The sequence below is a fragment of the Paraburkholderia sp. D1E genome, from assembly GCF_052682275.1.
Map to the genome: position 1 here is coordinate 1,097,071 of NZ_JBQYMB010000001.1, position 14,122 is coordinate 1,111,192.

Genomic DNA, 14,122 nt, shown 5'->3' on the forward strand with positions numbered 1-14,122 from the left:
GAAGAGACGCGCATCGTGGGGTCCAGGCGAATTGATGTCTTTCAGCGGCGTGCTTCGAGAATGCTCAGGTAGTTGGTCACGGCCGCGCCGCCCATATTGAAGACGCCAGCCGTACGCGCATTCGGAATCTGCATGGCGCCGGCCTGGCCGCTCACCTGCATCGCCGCCATCACGTGCATGGACACGCCGGTCGCACCGACCGGATGCCCCTTTGCCTTCAGCCCGCCGGATGCATTGACCGGCAAACGCCCCTCTTTCGTGGTCACACCGTCGAGAATCACGCGTGCGCCCTGGCCCGGTTCGGCCAGACCCATCGCTTCGTATTCGATCAGTTCGGCAATCGTGAAGCAGTCGTGCGTTTCGACCAGCGACAGATCGTCGAGCGTCATGCCTGCTTGCGCGAGACCTTGCTTCCACGCGAGCCGCGCGCCTTCGAACGCAATCGGATCGCGCCGCGACAGCGGCAGATAGTCGCTCACCTGCACCGTCGCACGAAACTCGACCGCATGAAGCGCGCGCCGCGCGATGTCCGGCGACGCAATGATCAACGCAGCCGCGCCGTCCGAAACCATCGAGCAATCGGTCCGCTTGAGCGGCCCGGCGACGAACGGATTTTTCTCCGACGGCGTGCGGCAGAAGTCATAGCCGAAATCGCGCCGCATATGCGCATAGGGATTCGACACGCCGTTGTGATGGTTTTTCGCGGCAATCGCCGCCAGTGCGTCGGACTGATCGCCATAGCGGTCGAAATATGTTTGCGCGAGTTGCCCAAAAATGCCCGCGAAACCACCTGGCACGTCCGCCTCTTCAATCGCATACGAGCACTTTTGCAGCACCTTGCCGACTTCGGCGGTCGGCAGGCTCGTCATCTTTTCGTAGCCGATCACCAGCGCGCAGGCCGAGCGGCCCGAGCGGACAGCATCGAGCGCGGAATACACCGCGGCCGAGCCGGTGGAACAGGCGTTTTCGCAACGCACCGTCGAGGTAAAGCGCAATTCAGGAATCGCATTGAAGACCAGTGCCGACGGGAAATCCTGATAGACAAAACCGCCGTTGAAGGTACCCACGTGAATCGAATCGATCTGACCGGCTTCGACGCCGGCGTGATCGAGCGCGCCGAGCGCGGTATCGGCAATCATGCGTTCGATGTCTAACGCGTCGAGTTTGCCGAACGGGATATGGCTCCATCCGATGATGGTGGGTTGCATTGCGAACGACTCCTTGGCTTGGTGATGGCAGCTCTCTATGCAAGAGCCAGGCCAATCGAGCACAGCCACGATGCAGCGGGCGCGCCGCGTTTGCCGTAGCGCGCCGCATCAACGCTCGCCAGGCAAGGAAAACAGCGTGCAATGCCGTTCGCGCGCGGCGCCTGAGCATACCGCTCGTCACAGCCAACGCGTGCGACACAAAGCATGCGACAGGTGTCGCATTCGCTCGACACCTGCACGGCTTATGCCGCCTGGCAATAACCCTCATCTGTCGCGGCAACGCTAACGCCCGCGCGGCTCGCGCCAAATGGCATCCAATTTGCTTTTAACTGAACGCCGGCCTTCGATACGGCAAACATAAAACTCAGGAGACAGACGATGAGCGTTACCACCCGGCGCGACTTTCTCAAATGTGCCTCTCTTGCCGCCGCCGCGTCGTTTGCCGGCTTGCATGGCCGCTACGCGCGCGCTGCCGAATTCACTCTCAAGTACGCGAACAACCTGCCCGCCACCCATCCGATGAACATCCGCGCGAAAGAAGCCTCCGCGCGCATCGCATCGGAAAGCAAAGGACGGATAGACTTCCAGGTGTATTCGAACAACCAGTTGGGCAGCGACACCGACATGCTGTCGCAGGTCCGCTCGGGTGCGATCGACTACTTCACGCTGTCGCCGCTGATTCTCGGCACCCTCGTGCCGGCCGCGCAGATCACCGGCGTCGGCTTCGCGTTCAAGGACTACGACCAGGTGTGGGGCGCGCTCGACGGCGCACTCGGTGCGCGCGTGCGCCAGGAGATCGCGAAGACCTCGGTGTTCGCGTTCGAGAAGATATGGGACAACGGTTACCGCCAAACCACCACCAGCACCAAGGCGATCCACGTGCCGGGCGACCTGAAGGGCATCAAGCTGCGCGTGCCGATGAGTCCGATCTGGACGTCGATGTTCCAGGCGCTCGGTGCGTCGCCGGCAAGCATCAATTTCTCCGAGGTGTATTCGTCGCTGCAAACGCACGTGGTCGAAGGCCAGGAGAATCCGCTCGCTACGATTACCGCAGCCAAGCTCTACGAAGTGCAGAAGTATTGCTCGCTGACCAATCACATGTGGGACGGCTTCTGGTTCCTCGCGAACAAGCAATCGTTCGCGCGTCTGCCAAAGGACCTGCAGACCATCGTGCAAAACGCCGTCAACGACGCGGCCGTGCAGGAACGCGTGGACGTCGCGAAGTTGAACGCGTCCCTGATGCCGGAACTGAAAGCGAAAGGCCTGCAATTCAACGACGTCGATATCAATGCGTTCCGCCGCCAGTTGACCACGACGGGCTTCTACGCCGACTGGCACAAAAAGTTCGGCGACGACGCGTGGACCGCCCTCGAAAAATACACCGGCAAGCTCGCCTGACGCATCATGCATCTAACCTTGACGAAGAAACTGGAAAACGACGGCTGGCTCGCACGCGGCCTGACGACGGCCGTCGATTGGGTCATGCACGGCGTAGGCGCGGTGGCGGCCTGCCTTGTCGTTGCCGAAACGGTGATCTTGCTATGCGGCGTGATCTTTCGTTATGGGTTGAACCAGCCGCTGATCTGGTCCGACGAACTCGCGTCGATCCTGTTTAGCTGGCTGGCGATGCTGGGCGCCGTGCTCGCCTTGCATCGGGGCGCGCATATGCGTCTCACCGCGATCGTCACGCGCTTGCCGGAGAAATGGCGCGGCTGGCTCGAAGCCGTCAGCGCACTCACCGTCTGCACCTTCGTCGCGTTGATCATCACGCCGGCAATCGAGCACATGAACCTGCAGATGCCGGTCAGCACGCCCGCGTTGCAACTGCCGGATGGCTGGCGTTGCGCCGCATTGCCGGTCGGTGCGGCATTGATGCTGATGGCGGCGCTCGCCCGCATTGCGCGTGAAGTGAGCCCGGGACAGTTCGTCGGCGCCTTGCTCACCGCAGGGGCGATCGCCGCTGCGTTGTGGATCGCACAACCGTATCTGCTCGCGCTCGGCAATCTGAACCTGATCGTGTTCTTCGTCGTGCTGGTGGGATTGTGCGTGGCGGGCGGCGTGCCGATCGCATTCAGCTTCGGCACCGCGACCCTCGCCTATCTGGTGCTGATGACGCACGCGCCGCTCGGCATCGTCGTGAGCCGGATGGATGAAGGGATGGCGAATCTGGTGCTGCTGTCGGTGCCGCTGTTCGTTCTGCTCGGCGCATTGCTGGAGTTGAGCGGTCTCGCGCGTTGCCTGATCGACTTCATGGCCGCGTTGCTCGGCCACGTGCGCGGCGGTCTGCAATATGTGCTGCTCGGTGCGATGTTTCTGGTGTCGGGCATTTCCGGCGCGAAAGCCGCCGACATGGCGGCGATTGCACCCGCACTCTTCCCCGAAATGCAGCGGCGCGGCGCGAAGCCCGAGGAACTGGTCGCGCTGCTGTCATCAACCGGCGCGATGACCGAAACGATTCCGCCGAGCCTCGTGCTGATTACGATCGGCGCGGTGTGCGGCGTGTCGATCACCGCGCTGTTCGTCGGCGGGATCATGCCGGCCGTGGTCGCGACGATCGCGATCGGCTTCGTCTGCTGGCGGCGCGCGCGGCACGAACCGCCGAGCAACAGCACGCGCGCGCCGATGCGCACGATCCTGCGCACCTTTGTGATCGCACTGCCCGCGCTCGCACTGCCGATGCTGATTCGCGCGGTGGTGATCGAAGGCGCGGCCACCGCCACCGAAGTGTCGACCATCGGTATCGCCTACACGCTGATTGCGGGCGTGCTGCTGCATCTGTGCGGACGCCGGATCGAATGGCGCCGCTTCTATTCGCTGCTGCTCGACACCGCAAGTCTGTCGGGGGCGATTCTGCTGATCATCGGTTTGGCCACCGCGATGGCCTGGGCGCTCACGCAATCGGGTTTCTCCGCGTCGTTAGTGTCGGCGATGGAACAGATACCTGGCGGTCCACGCGCGTTTCTGTGCGTGTCGATCGTGTTGTTCGTGGTGCTCGGCAGCGTGCTCGAAGGCATTCCCGCAATCGTGCTGTTCGGCCCGCTGCTGTTTCCCGTAGCCCGGGCGCTCGGCATTCACGACGTGCACTACGCGATGGTCGTGATCCTGTCGATGGGACTCGGTCTGTTCGCGCCGCCCATGGGCGTGGGCTTCTATGCCGCGTGCGCGATCGGCAAGGTGTCTCCGGATCGGGTCGTGAGCCGCGTGTGGGGTTATCTCGGCGCGCTGTTCATCGCGCTGCTGGTGGTCGCGTTCGTGCCGTGGCTGTCGATCGGTTTTTTGAAGTGAATGCGCTTTGATACCTGCGCTTTGAAGTCTCCTTTCAAGCCCATTTCTTTCCGCTGTTTTCAATCATTCGAGAGTTCGCAGTGAACCTGATTACTGAAACTGCCCGCCGTGGCCAGTCTGCCCTCACTCATCCGCGCGTCGCGCTCGTCACCGGCGGCGGCGCCGGCATCGGTGCGGCCATTTCACAGCAGCTTGCTGAAGCCGGACACATCGTCTTCATCGGCGACATCAACGGGCATGCCGCGAATGATCTCGCCGGCTCGCTCTGCGCAGCCGGTCACGAGGCGTATGCCATGCAGCTCGACGTGTCAGCGCCCGCGTCAATCGACGCAGCGTTCAGCACTATCGAGAGCCAGTTCGGCCGCTGCGACATCCTCGTGAACAATGCCGGGATCGCGAAGACATTTCCGTTTCTCGACTATCCGGTCGAGCACTGGCGCAAGGTCTTCGATGTGAATGTCACTGGACCTATGCTGTGCGGTCAACACGCTGCGCGGCTGATGCGCAAGAACGGCTGGGGACGGATCGTGAATATCGCCTCGGTCAGCGGACTGCGGGCGAGTTCGGGACGTACCGCCTACGGCACCTCTAAGGCCGCAGTGGTCGGACTGACACGCCAGATGGCGATCGAGCTCGCCGAATACGGCATCACGACCAACGGCGTCGCGCCAGGACCGATCGACACGCCGATGACACTCGATCTCCATTCGCAAGTCGCGCGCGACAATTACACGCGCGCGGTGCCGGCGAAGCGTTATGGCGCCCCAGCGGAAATCGCCGCCGTGGTCCGCTTCCTGTGCTCCGAACAGGCGTCGTATGTGAACGGCCAGACGGTGCCGGTGGACGGCGGCTTCATGGCGGCGGGCGTGCTGGAGATCTAGGAGGACGGCGCCCTTGCACTGCGCCGATCGGTGATGGCGACCGTCACAGACTGGATCGCAATGGAGGCGGCAGCGCGGCCAGCCGCAAATGGTCGACACCCGCTGCGATTGCAAGCGTCGACTGCTGCCCGTCACGCATACGAATGCTGATCGTCCGGTCGCGCTCATCGCGCGACCCCACCGCGACAAAAATCGGCACCTGCTTTTCGCGTGCGTCGACGATCTTCTTCTCCAATCGCTCCGGTCGGCCGTCGAGCAGCGCTCTGATGCCGGCTTCGTCGAACGCCTGCATGACCTCTTGCGCGTAAGCCGCGTTCGCATCGCTGATCGTCGCGATCACGATCTGCTCCGGCGCGAGCCAGACCGGCAGCCATCCTTCGTGATGTTCGAGCAGCATTGCGATGAAACGCTCCATGCTGCCGAGCACCGCGTGATGAATCATGACCGGCCGCTCACGTTCGTTGCGCTCGTTGACGAACTCCGCGTCGAGCCGCTCCGGCAGCATGAAATCGAGCTGGATCGTGCCGCATTGCCAACTGCGTTCACGGCTGTCCATCAGATGAAACTCCAGTTTCGGGCCGTAAAAAGCGCCCTCGCCTTCGAGTACGTCGAATTCGAGGCCTGCCGCACGCGCCGCATTTGCCAACGCCTCTTCCGCGCGGTCCCACGTTTGATCATTGCCTGCGCGCATCGCGGGCCGCGTGGCTAGCGCTACCTTGAAGCCGGGGAAACCGAGGTCCGCATAGACAGCACGCAAAAGCGAACAGAAACGGCCGACTTCAGCTTCGATATGCGCCTCCGTGCAGAACACATGCGCATCGTCCTGCACGAAAGAACGCGTACGCTTGAGCCCTTCAAGCGACCCCGAAGGTTCGTCACGATGACACGCACCGAATTCGCTATACCGAACCGGTAACTCGCGATACGACCGCACGCGCTGGTTGAACACCTGCACGTGACACGGACAACTCATCGGCTTCAAACACAGCGCGCGCCCTTCTTCCGCGTCGGCCAGCGAATACATTGCCGCGCCAAACTTCTCCCAATGCCCGCTTTTCTCCCACAGCGAACGCGCGAGCAATTGTGGCGTACGGATCTCGCGAAAGCCTGCGCGCCGCATGCGGGCGCGAATGTAGTCCTCCAGCACGCGGTACAGCTCCCAGCCGCGCGGGTGCCAGAAAACCATGCCGGCGCCTTCTTCCTGTTGATGGAAAAGGTCGAGTTTGTTGCCCAGTACACGATGGTCGATGTCGTTCACGATGACGCTCCGTTTGATTTGATTTGCAGATATTGCGGATCGCTGCCGCAAACGGAGGTCCAGAAACGCCAAAGGCCCCGTCCGTTTCCGGCGGGGCCTTTGGTGGTCTGCCACTGCTTCCTGCTTCTAGCGTGCGCAACCTCCAGACGACCCGCCTGTGAAGGTGGTCGTCGTGGTGGTAACGGCAGCAAAGGGAATCGAGTGGAAGTCCATGGATCCACAGTAAACGATTTTGCGAGGGGACGTCAATTGTAATTTCGATGAACGCATGGGATGCGCCTCAGCCAGCGCGACTGCGCTGCGGCGCGAACCTCGAACGCGACGCCAACATGCCGATGTTAAACGTAAGCGCGCTCAGGACGACCGCGCCGCCGATCAGCCCGAACGCCGAAGGGCGCTCGCCTAAAATCAGCCAGATCCATACCGGCCCGATCAGCGTTTCGAGCAACAGAATCAGACCGAGCTGCGGCGCCGCAAGAAAGCGTGTGCTCAAACCGATCAGGCCAAACGCGATCGGCACCACCACACCGGCCTCAATACTCATCCAGTGCCATTGCACGTCTTCAACAAATCCCACGCGACCAAGTAGCGGTAGAACCGCACACGCGCTTAACAGACCACCGCCGGCAGGCGCCAGCGCCATGTTTCGGGCGCTCTTACGGGAAACGACAAAGGCAGCACTCATTGCCAATGCGCTCGCCACTGCCATGGCGTTCCCCGAAGTCTGAAGCTCCCCGATACTGCCGTGCTGAACCAGGCCGATGCCACCGAGCGCCACCAGCATCGCCAGCCAGGTCGGCGCGGGCGTCTGTTCGTTCAACACCAGACGAGAAAGCAGCGCCGCAAACAGCGGCGCTGCGGAAATGATGAACAGCACACTTGCGGCGTCGGTGCGGCGCAGCGCGCACACAAAAGATAAGGAAGCGAGCCCGTAGCAAAGCGAGACCAACCAGAACAGACGCAGCCTGACGGAGCACGCCAACAGCATTCTTCCGCGCGCAAAACAAAGACATATACCCACGCTGGCGGCGCACATGAACACGCCGCGCCAGAAGGCGATCAGAAACGGATCTACCGGGCCGACGAGACGGACCAGCAAGGTGTCCACGCTCAGAATCAGCACGCCGGCACATGCGTATAGAACACCACGGTTACGGTCGCCGCCCATACGGGTCACTTCAGAAACGGCTTGACGTAGCGCTCCAGCATCAGCGTGAGAGCGTCGCGCGTGTATTGCTGTGCCTGCGGCGCCTTGCTCGTCCGAGGACCGGCCACGTTCAGCGTTTCGATGTTATATCGCTCCGTGAACCGTCCAATCTCTTCAGCGGCCGTGGTTTGCGGCATCGTGGCAGCGTCGATGATCTTCATCGGCTTGCCTCGCGCCACGCACCATTCGCAGGTTTCGAGCGTGCCGCCACTCAGAATGCCGAAGTGAATCACCACGGTGCCGTCGCTATCGAGCAGATTCTGCAGCGTCCGCTCTTCATAGCCTGCGTTCGGGAGTTCGGTCAACGGATACCGATTCGGTATCGATCCGTCCTCCGCCAGTCTTCCCGCAGGGCACCACCCACCGCAGGGAAATTGCATATCCAATGCAGCGTCCAACGCGCCGCGGTCTACGCCGGTCTGTCCGCCGGAAACGATTCGTTTCAACAGGGCCGCCATCTTTGCTCCCGAATGTCCTTCTAACGACGCCCCGCACTATCCAGCGGAGCGTCCGGTCTCCATCGCGCGTCCGTTCAGCGCGCCGTTCTTATTGCCACTCGATCGTTGCGGGCGGCTTATCCGTGATGTCGTAGACGACTCGGCCAATATCCATCTGATCGGTAATTTTCTTTGATATTTCCGCCAGATATGGAAACACCTTACGCGAGAAGTTCGCGGTCATCGAGTTGGTCGATTCCACCGCGCGAACCACAATGGCCTGCTCATTCTTCACGTGTTTGTCGCCCTTCACGCCAAGGCTCGGCACGTCGACGAGAATACTGAACGCCATCCACACGTCGCGCGACACCGGCGAATTGTTGATCACGTCCTCGACAATCTCGGTGGACTGCCGAACCAACGCGACCCGCTCACGCGTCACTTCGCCTTGCACGCGAATCGCGAAGCCCGGACCTGGAAACACTTTCTTGTGCACGACATAGTCGGGCAATTCGAAGTACGCGCCGATCTTGCGCACCTGATCCTTGAACAGATAGCGAAGCGGCTCCAGCATGTCGAAATTCAATCGCTCAGGCAGTCCGCCGACATTGTGGTGCGGCTTGATCTGAGAAGAGAACTTCGTGACGCCGCTTTCCACTACGTCCGACCAGATCGTACCTTGTGCGAATACTTCGGCACACTGCTGTTTCGCGACGACTTCAAATGCGTCGATAAACGCTTTTCCGATAACCTTGCACTTCTGGAACGATTCGGTCACACCGGTCAGGTCGCCAAAGAACCGGTCAGCCTCGCGAATGATCTGCAGATGAATATCGTTGTCGGCGCAGAATCGCTCAACTTCGAATTCGGTCTGAGTAGGCATCAAGCCGCTATCGACATAAATCGCGACCAGTTGATCTTTTTCGACGCTGCGGCGAATCAGTTTCGTCATCACATAAGAATCGACGCCGCCCGACAAACCAACGATGATGCGACGATCCTTAACGAACGCCTGGATCTCCGGAATCTTCTGTTCGACGAACGCCTGCGGGGTCCACTTTTCTGCCGGCTGCGCGCCGCAGATGCGGAAGGCAAAATTAGTCAGCATCGTCGTACCGGATTCGGTGTGCGACACCTCCGGATGGAACTGCAAGCTGTACAAGCGCCGCTTTGGATCTTCAAGCGCGGCAATCGCCCCGCTCGCGCTACGCGCAATGACGCGGAACGCTTCGGGTACGGACAACACGGAATCGTTGTGGCTCATCCACACGGTAATCTGCTGTTGCTGCACGCCCGCAAACAGTTCGCCAGTTTCGAGCACGTCCACTTTGGTATCGCCAAACTCCGATTGCTCCTTGCCGACGCTGCCACCATACAAGCTCGCGAGCAACTGATGGCCATAACAAAGCCCCAGCACCGGCAAACCGGTTTCGAGCCAATCACGGTCGAACGCAATATCGTTCAACTTCACCGACGACGCGCCGCCAGAAAATACGACACCCTTCAACTGCCGGCCGCCGTCGCGGACATAGTCGCGATACTTCAAATCCGCGGGCACGATCTCCGTGGGCACGCCGATTGAGTCAAACGCAACCTTGATCAAATGGGTGTACTGGCTACCGAAATCGAGTACAACAATCATGTCCTGGCTCATATCAATTTACTCCGTTTTCCTTTGCCTGTTTTTCAATAAATCGTTCGATCTCTTCGGCATCCTGCAAGCCAAATTTGCCGTTCTCGACACCCGCTCTCACAAGGCAGCCAATCTGCGCAATCGACGTGATTTTCGTCACTTGCAAACGGCGTTTGATGAGGGCGTCGAGACCGTAACTCAGGATCGTGTACAAGTGAATTTCGCCGGCGAACTGCCGCAGATAGTCGACCACGGGCTCGACTGTCCGGCCCGACACGAGCGTGTCGTCGACAATCGCAACCTTGCTGCCGGGTTTCGGATCGGTACCCACTAGCCGCCCGCCTTCCGCATGCCGCTTTTCGTCCTTCCGATAGAGCGACAGGGGTGCCGCCAGATTGTCGGAACAACGCGACGCAAAATAGCTGCCTCCGCTTTCCAGTCCGCATACATAAGTAATGCCGTCTTTCTCCATCTGCTCGGATAACAGATTGGCCAGCGTTTCCCTTACCGGTTTATGCGGAAGCGTATTTTTGAAATTAATATGAATGGGTGAGCGTCGACCTGGTTTCACTTCGATATAACGCTCGGCACGATACGCAATGACATCTTCTGTGTTGAGGATCAGATCGATAGCCACATCGCTGGGGGACATTTGGCCTCCTGCTTTCTTTAAAGTTAAAGTCGTCGTAGCCGGTCATACGTTTCGATGGTCGGCACGACGACGCGCGCGTGCCCCGGCAAAGCGCCGCATGGCACGTCCTGGAGGTCACGAAAAACCGGGTTGATAACCGCGTCGGCTACAAGACGCGGTTTTGGCGAGCGGGCGATGCCCTCGCAGATCAGATGAGCCGCTACTTCGACGTGAGCCAAACTCCGAAGATAATCGCACCCACGCCGGCGAACCGCGTGAGGTCCGCTGGGCGCGCTGTCGCACCCAGCCAGCCAAACTGGTCGAGTAACAGCGACACGATGAACTGCGTGCCTACGATAATCGTGAATGCCGTGGTCAAGCCGAGCCGCGAAGCCGTATAGCCGATCGAACCGGCGATCACGAGTCCGAGGGCACCGGCGGTCAGCGCGTACCAGGGCACGGCCATCCATGCTCTCGTGCTGCCGTCGCGAAGCGTGAAAAGCAGAACGATCGCCAGCAAAGCACCACTCGCGTAATTGACGAAAATACCGCCGGTGGTTCCGATGCTCTTTTCCATGACGCCCATAAACTGGCCTTGTAATGCCACGGCGCATCCGCCCAGTACAGCAACCGCAGTTAATCCAATCACATTGCCTGACATAATATCCACATTCAAATCATCAGCATAAGTTGACAGAACGGAATTTTTATTTTTCCGTAGACGATGCGCGATTTATCGATTGCCAGGCCCGTATGCCTGTCGTATAAGCGAACTCGGCACAGTATCTACTTGTCCGGTTAAAACCTGAAACGCTATATTTTCACTTGTGCCGTTAAATCGTTTCACAGTGAGGAGCACCTTTGTGCTGTCGATAGAATCGCTGCAACTGGTCGACCTGATTGCCAGAACCGGCAGCTTTACCGCTGCGGCCAAGGCGTTGCATCGGGTACCGTCGGCGGTCAGCTATGCAGTCCGGAACATCGAAGAGGAACTCAGCGTCGAGCTGTTTCGCCGCCTGCATCGAACTGTCGAATTGACTGAGGCAGGCCGTCATTTCGTCAACGAAGCGCGCGGCATGCTCAACAAGATCGACGAGATCAAACGCGAGACGCTGCGCGTGGCCAACGGGTGGCAGCCGAGCCTGTCTATTGCACTCGACAACATCGTGTGTGCGGACAGAATCAGCGCGTTGATGGCGGATTTTTACCGGCACTTCGACAATGTAGAACTCATCGTGAGGATCGAAGTATTCAACGGCGTATGGGAGGCGCTGACCACCGGCCGCAGCGATATCGCGATTGGCGCGACCACGGCCGTGCCGGTCGGCGGAGATTTTCAGTTCAGGGACATGGGATCGATCGAGTGGGCGTTTCTGGTGAGCAGAAATCATCCACTCGCTGAAGTCACAACACCTTTAAGCAATGAAGTACTGGCCGCGTTTCCGTCGATCTGTCTTGAGGATACGTCCCGGGATATTCCGAAACGGACCACCTGGTTGCTGCCGAATCAACGCAGACTCGTTGTACCGGACTGGCAACGTGCAATCAATTGCTTCACCGAAGGTTTGGGGATCGGCTACATGCCGGTACATCTTGCGCGACCCTATATCGAGTCCGGCACGCTGGTGGAGAAAGCGGTAGAGCATCCGAAGGCGCCCGCGCCATGTTGTGTCGCCTGGTATGGGGGCAAGACGCCACCGGTGCTGGAATGGGTGCTCGATTATCTTGGCGACAGCGAGAAACTCCATCGCGAATGGATCTCGTGAGCGGGCCGGCCTCACTACCCGGAAGCCGTCGTCACGTACTATAGCGGGGCAGAAGATTCGCCGCCACGCATAGCGGCCCCTTCGATCCGCAACATAAACCGACCGAGCATCTCATCTTGACCATCCACATCCGCCCCGCCCACACACCTGACGCCGCCTTGATTCTCCGCTTTATCACCGAACTCGCGGTGTATGAAAAAGCGGAGCATGAAGTTGTCGCAACCGTTAGCGATATCGAAGCGAGCCTTTTCTCCCCCACGTCCACCGCGAAGGCTTTGATCTGCGAAATGAACGGCGAGCCGATAGGCTTCTGCGTTTACTTCTTTTCTTATTCGACGTGGCTCGGCAAACAGGGGCTTTATCTGGAAGACCTGTACATATCACCGACATCGCGTGGCAGCGGTGCGGGCAAACAGATGCTCCGCCACCTCGCACAGATTGCATGCGAAACAGGCTGTGGGCGCTTCGAATGGAGCGTGCTCGACTGGAACGAGCTGGCAATCGGCTTCTATGAATCGATTGGCGCGAGCGCGCAAAGCGAATGGGTTCGCTACCGCCTGGCGGGCGATGCACTCACCGCGTTTGCCGACGGCAATACGTGAGGTACGCTATGCGCGGAACAGGAACATAGGCAGGTAATCAGTGATGCGCGCCTTGTTTATCTGCAGCAAGAACCGCCTGCGCAGCCCGACGGCCGATTAGTCTGCCACCCCACTCGCTACCGGCTCAACCTCAAATGCATCGCCGGTGGCGAAGAATGTCCCGCCCGCCACGTAGTGGCACGTACGCAGATCGGGGTCGTCGCCGAAATGCCAGCGGTTGTTCGAATACACACGGCTGTCCGCGTAGGCGGCGACCACTTCGCCAATGATCAGATCGTGCCGCTGGCTATCGTCGGGAATCACCTTGCATTCCATCCACGTGATGCAGCCAGCGAGCATCGGCACATCGATTTCCTGTGCGGGGAAGGTCTCAAGGTTGAAGGCGGAGAATTTGTCGAGTTCCGCACCCGCGTTCGAGCCTACTGCCAGCGTCTGCGCGGCGAACCCGCGGCTCGGCAGTTGCAGCCCGAACACGCCGCTCGCTTCGATCAGTTGCCGCGTGAGCGTGCGGCTGTCCACCACCACGACAACCTTCGGCGGAGTGAAATCGAGCGGCATTGCCCACGATGCCGCCATCACGTTCGTGCGGCCGCCGTGCGCGCTGGTAATGATCGTGACGGGTCCATGATTCAGTAACTGCGTGGCCCGCGACAATGCGACGGGTTCCCGGGTGATTTTCATACGTGCTCTTCCGCCTCAAATGGATCAGGCAGATTGTAGCGGGGACGCGCAAAGCGGATTGATTACGGGTACGCCAACATGGCGTACCGGCAATACTGGCAGACATCGCGGCGCGGCAACCGGTAAGCCGCCGCACCGGCTTGGGTCAATGCGGGGCTTTACCGTTGGGCATGGCGTCCAGCGGTTTGTGCTGTTCCTCGCCGAGTCCCGGGAAAAATGCGTTCCATGCGGCGCGCACGCCCTGAGCCGCGGTGGCCTCCGCGGCGATCGATTCGGTCTCGCCTTCGGCCGCTTTCGCTGGGTCGGCGGACAAACCGCGCCAGTGTGTGAAAACCAGCAACGGTTTCTCGGTCCACACGCCCTCGCCATATTTCGCAAATGCCGTGTCCCCGCTCGTCAACTGCACTTCGTACCAGCCTTCACGGACGGGCGTGTGAGCGGCGAGCTCAAACCACGCAGTCGGTTCGATTTCCTTCATGTCGTCTCCGGTCGGATAGATCGTCATAGATAACCACAACAAAGGCATTCTTCAT

At 60.1% G+C, this 14,122-nt stretch carries 14 protein-coding genes; 5 read left to right on the forward strand and 9 right to left on the reverse strand.

Annotated features, from left to right (window positions below; genetic code table 11):
* Positions 1-41 precede the first annotated feature (41 nt).
* Positions 42-1,208, reverse strand: coding sequence for an acetyl-CoA acetyltransferase (locus ACUN0E_RS05200; RefSeq protein WP_445565851.1), 1,167 nt, complete (start codon positions 1,206-1,208; stop codon positions 42-44).
* Between the two features lie 378 nt (positions 1,209-1,586).
* Between ACUN0E_RS05200 and ACUN0E_RS05205 the strand changes: the two genes are divergently transcribed.
* The 3 genes from ACUN0E_RS05205 to ACUN0E_RS05215 all read left to right on the forward strand — a co-directional run bounded on the left by ACUN0E_RS05205 (position 1,587) and on the right by ACUN0E_RS05215 (position 5,374).
* Positions 1,587-2,606: a TRAP transporter substrate-binding protein gene (locus ACUN0E_RS05205; RefSeq protein WP_445565852.1), complete on the forward strand. Its 1,020-nt coding sequence runs from the start codon at positions 1,587-1,589 to the stop codon at positions 2,604-2,606.
* Positions 2,607-2,612: 6 nt separating this feature from the next.
* Positions 2,613-4,493, forward strand: a complete 1,881-nt coding sequence (locus ACUN0E_RS05210) for a TRAP transporter large permease (protein ID WP_408234026.1) — start codon at positions 2,613-2,615, stop codon at positions 4,491-4,493.
* Positions 4,494-4,573: 80 nt separating this feature from the next.
* Positions 4,574-5,374 carry an SDR family NAD(P)-dependent oxidoreductase gene (locus tag ACUN0E_RS05215; RefSeq protein ID WP_408234023.1) on the forward strand — a complete coding sequence of 267 codons (801 nt, stop codon included), beginning with the start codon at positions 4,574-4,576 and terminating at the stop codon, positions 5,372-5,374.
* A 43-nt stretch (positions 5,375-5,417) separates the two neighbouring features.
* Here the strand turns inward: ACUN0E_RS05215 and thrS are convergent, their stop codons facing one another.
* The 6 genes from thrS to ACUN0E_RS05245 form a co-directional block, all read right to left on the reverse strand.
* Complete coding sequence (gene thrS / locus ACUN0E_RS05220; RefSeq protein ID WP_445565853.1) at positions 5,418-6,632, reverse strand: threonine--tRNA ligase; 1,215 nt, start codon at positions 6,630-6,632, stop codon at positions 5,418-5,420.
* A 280-nt stretch (positions 6,633-6,912) separates the two neighbouring features.
* Positions 6,913-7,800 carry a DMT family transporter gene (locus ACUN0E_RS05225; protein WP_445565854.1) on the reverse strand — a complete coding sequence of 296 codons (888 nt, stop codon included), beginning with the start codon at positions 7,798-7,800 and terminating at the stop codon, positions 6,913-6,915.
* 5 nt (positions 7,801-7,805) lie between these two features.
* Positions 7,806-8,297 carry a putative molybdenum carrier protein gene (locus tag ACUN0E_RS05230; RefSeq protein WP_445565855.1) on the reverse strand — a complete coding sequence of 164 codons (492 nt, stop codon included), beginning with the start codon at positions 8,295-8,297 and terminating at the stop codon, positions 7,806-7,808.
* An 88-nt stretch (positions 8,298-8,385) separates the two neighbouring features.
* Complete coding sequence (guaA, locus tag ACUN0E_RS05235; protein WP_445565856.1) at positions 8,386-9,930, reverse strand: glutamine-hydrolyzing GMP synthase; 1,545 nt, start codon at positions 9,928-9,930, stop codon at positions 8,386-8,388.
* 1 nt (position 9,931) lies between these two features.
* Entirely contained in the window at positions 9,932-10,561 is a 630-nt protein-coding gene (locus ACUN0E_RS05240; RefSeq protein ID WP_408234008.1) for a phosphoribosyltransferase family protein, read from the reverse strand.
* 199 nt (positions 10,562-10,760) lie between these two features.
* Positions 10,761-11,201, reverse strand: coding sequence for a DMT family transporter (locus tag ACUN0E_RS05245; RefSeq protein WP_408234142.1), 441 nt, complete (start codon positions 11,199-11,201; stop codon positions 10,761-10,763).
* 202 nt (positions 11,202-11,403) lie between these two features.
* On the opposite strand from ACUN0E_RS05245, the gene punR reads away from it, so the two are divergent.
* Positions 11,404-12,306: a DNA-binding transcriptional activator PunR gene (gene punR, locus ACUN0E_RS05250; RefSeq protein ID WP_445565857.1), complete on the forward strand. Its 903-nt coding sequence runs from the start codon at positions 11,404-11,406 to the stop codon at positions 12,304-12,306.
* Positions 12,307-12,422: 116 nt separating this feature from the next.
* Positions 12,423-12,908, forward strand: a complete 486-nt coding sequence (locus ACUN0E_RS05255; protein ID WP_445565858.1) for a GNAT family N-acetyltransferase — start codon at positions 12,423-12,425, stop codon at positions 12,906-12,908.
* A gap of 96 nt (positions 12,909-13,004) precedes the next feature.
* Here the strand turns inward: ACUN0E_RS05255 and ACUN0E_RS05260 are convergent, their stop codons facing one another.
* Positions 13,005-13,589, reverse strand: coding sequence for a flavin reductase family protein (locus ACUN0E_RS05260; RefSeq protein ID WP_445565859.1), 585 nt, complete (start codon positions 13,587-13,589; stop codon positions 13,005-13,007).
* A gap of 145 nt (positions 13,590-13,734) precedes the next feature.
* On the reverse strand, positions 13,735-14,067 hold the full coding sequence (locus ACUN0E_RS05265; RefSeq protein WP_408233996.1) for a hypothetical protein: 333 nt from the start codon (positions 14,065-14,067) through the stop codon (positions 13,735-13,737).
* Positions 14,068-14,122 lie beyond the last annotated feature (55 nt).

Excerpts from the sequence above, each read along its gene's own strand:
- ACUN0E_RS05200 (WP_445565851.1), bottom strand. The coding sequence starts at position 1,208 with ATGCAACCCACCATCATCGGATGGAGCCATATCCCGTTCGGCAAACTC.
- ACUN0E_RS05205 (WP_445565852.1), top strand. The coding sequence starts at position 1,587 with ATGAGCGTTACCACCCGGCGCGACTTTCTCAAATGTGCCTCTCTTGCC.
- ACUN0E_RS05210 (WP_408234026.1), top strand. The coding sequence starts at position 2,613 with ATGCATCTAACCTTGACGAAGAAACTGGAAAACGACGGCTGGCTCGCA.
- ACUN0E_RS05225 (WP_445565854.1), bottom strand. The coding sequence starts at position 7,800 with ATGGGCGGCGACCGTAACCGTGGTGTTCTATACGCATGTGCCGGCGTG.
- ACUN0E_RS05230 (WP_445565855.1), bottom strand. The coding sequence starts at position 8,297 with ATGGCGGCCCTGTTGAAACGAATCGTTTCCGGCGGACAGACCGGCGTA.
- guaA (WP_445565856.1), bottom strand. The coding sequence starts at position 9,930 with ATGAGCCAGGACATGATTGTTGTACTCGATTTCGGTAGCCAGTACACC.
- ACUN0E_RS05240 (WP_408234008.1), bottom strand. The coding sequence starts at position 10,561 with ATGTCCCCCAGCGATGTGGCTATCGATCTGATCCTCAACACAGAAGAT.
- ACUN0E_RS05245 (WP_408234142.1), bottom strand. The coding sequence starts at position 11,201 with ATGTCAGGCAATGTGATTGGATTAACTGCGGTTGCTGTACTGGGCGGA.
- ACUN0E_RS05260 (WP_445565859.1), bottom strand. The coding sequence starts at position 13,589 with ATGAAAATCACCCGGGAACCCGTCGCATTGTCGCGGGCCACGCAGTTA.
- ACUN0E_RS05265 (WP_408233996.1), bottom strand. The coding sequence starts at position 14,067 with ATGAAGGAAATCGAACCGACTGCGTGGTTTGAGCTCGCCGCTCACACG.